Here is a 2,288-nt window from a genome sequence, read left to right as displayed (position 1 = left end):
TGTGTGTTTTTTTTTTCAATGAAACGGCGCCCCCCCAGAATTACACCATCCTCTTCGTCGGCAGCGTCAGATGGTTATAAGAGACAGATGCATCGCCTAACCAGAAGTTGTATTCAATCGCAATAGCGTTAGCAATGTCTGAGAATGTTGCCGTGCCTTTATCAGCTGCAACGACCAAATATGGATCGTCTTCATCATGACGTACAACATCTACGGGTGGAACCACTTCACCATTAACAATGTTGTCCGAAATATCTAATAACGCACGAATGAAGATACGGTAACATTCTTGTCCTTCCGTAAATAATGCCTCGCGGCCACCTTCTGTCGGCAGTTGTTTACACACAAAACCACCTTTTGCGCCCACAGGCACAATCACGGTGTTTTTAACTTGCTGTGCTTTTACTAAGCCTAATACTTCGGTACGGAAGTCTTCACGACGATCTGACCAACGTAAACCACCGCGAGCCACTTTACCGCCACGTAAATGCACACCTTCAACACGAGGCGAATACACGAATATTTCAAACTTCGGTAACGGCTTAGGCATTTCAGGAATTAAGCCCGGTGCAAACTTAAACGAGATATAGTCTTTCGCTTTTCCGCCAATGGCAGTTTGATAGAAGTTAGTTCGTAATGTGGCGTTAATTAAATCCAAGTAACGACGAATAATACGGTCATCATCTAAGCTTGAAACGTCATCAAGTTGTATGTTCACCTGTTCAAGGAACTTACTTAAGGTGCGCGTTTTTAGTTTAGGGTTAAACTTACGGATGAACATTTTCACCAATAAGTCCGCTAATTTAGGATAACGGCTAAACGTTTCTTCGATGTACGACTGACTGAATGTTGCATCAATTTGGCGCATGTACTTAGCATAAGCACGCAAAATAGACACTTCACGACCACTGAGGCCTGTTGACAGTACCATGCGGTTAAAGCCGTCATCTTCTAACTTCTTCTGCCACACTTGCAATAAAGCCGTTTGGAAACGGTCTTGGCTATCAGCTAAGTTTTCTGTCGCTGCACCCTGCACTGTCATTAAGAAGTCTAAAATCCAGAATGTCGCGCCATCATTGGTTTTGACTTCGTATGGACGTTCATTAATCACACGTAAACCAAAGTTTTCAAGCATTGGTAGTACGTCAGACAAGTGAATAGGCTCGTCTTTATGGAACAGTTTCAGGCGGACTTTATTGTCATTCAACGCAGTTTCTTGCGGTTGATAAAACAACATACCTAATTTGTGTTCGTCATCCAATGCTTCAAGGTGCTGCATGTCAACAACAGCTGAACTTGGAAGCACATCATCTTTATAACTCGGTGGGAAAGCATTTAAATAACGTTTTGTCAGTCCCGTTCCAGCTTGCTCACCAACGGCATTGTTTAATGCTGTGTGCAGTTTGTCGTCCCATGAGCGAGCAGCTTCGATAAGATTTCTTTCAATGGCGGCCACATCAACATCCATATTGTTATTATCAACTTTGATAATATAGTGAGTTCGAGCCAATGTAGACTCTGAGAAGTACGTGGTGAACTCAACATCTTCTGTACTTTTAAAATGTTGTGCCAGAATGCGTTGAGTATCTTGACGTAATTTAGTGTTGTAGCGGTCTTTAGACACATAAACTAAACACGACAAGAAACGGCCATAACCGTCTTTACGCACAAATAACTTTAACTTGTCGCGATCTTGCATTTCTAAAACACCGTGAGCGATGTTTGATAGCTCAGGATCTTTTGCTTGAATTAGCTCATCACGAGGTAAGTTCTCAAGAATATTCATTAACGCTTTATAATCATGAGAGCGCGGCGCTAGCCCTGAGTTATCAAGAATGCGCTGAACCTTTTCACCCAATAATGGGATTTCGCGTGGACTACGGTTATAAAGATTAGAAGCATATAAACCAATGAAACGATCTTCACCAATTACGTTGCCTTTTTTGTCAAAACGTTTAACACCAATATAATCTACATAAGCTGGACGATGTACACGGCTTTTAGCAGAGCTTTTGGTGAGAACGAGTAAGCTTTCATCTAACGCCTCTTTACGGGCTGAATCAGATAAACTTGAAAGTAATAAACCACGCTCACTATGGGAGGTTTTTGAACGGTTCATTAGCCCTAAGCTAGATTCAATGTTAGGAACAAGCTCAACATCACCTTCAACACGTTTTAGATCATAATAACGATAGCCAAGCAAAGTGAAATGATGGTTGTTCAAGTAGTTTAAGAAATCAACTGACTCTTTCAGTTCCGTTTTATCACCCGGGAAAGGACGTGAAGGT

Annotated in this window: 1 pseudogene; it reads right to left on the bottom strand. The window is 41.8% G+C overall.

The window, feature by feature from the left end:
• Positions 1–79: 79 nt before the first annotated feature.
• A pseudogene (locus tag CXF78_RS20745) lies at positions 80–2,288 on the bottom strand (NAD-glutamate dehydrogenase domain-containing protein); the annotation flags it as partial.

Source organism: Shewanella sp. 11B5, from assembly GCF_002836795.1.
In the GTDB taxonomy this organism is placed as follows: Bacteria; Pseudomonadota; Gammaproteobacteria; order Enterobacterales; family Shewanellaceae; genus Shewanella; species Shewanella frigidimarina.
The sequence above is the reverse complement of the archived record's forward strand: the minus strand, read 5'-3'. Positions and strand labels throughout refer to the sequence as shown.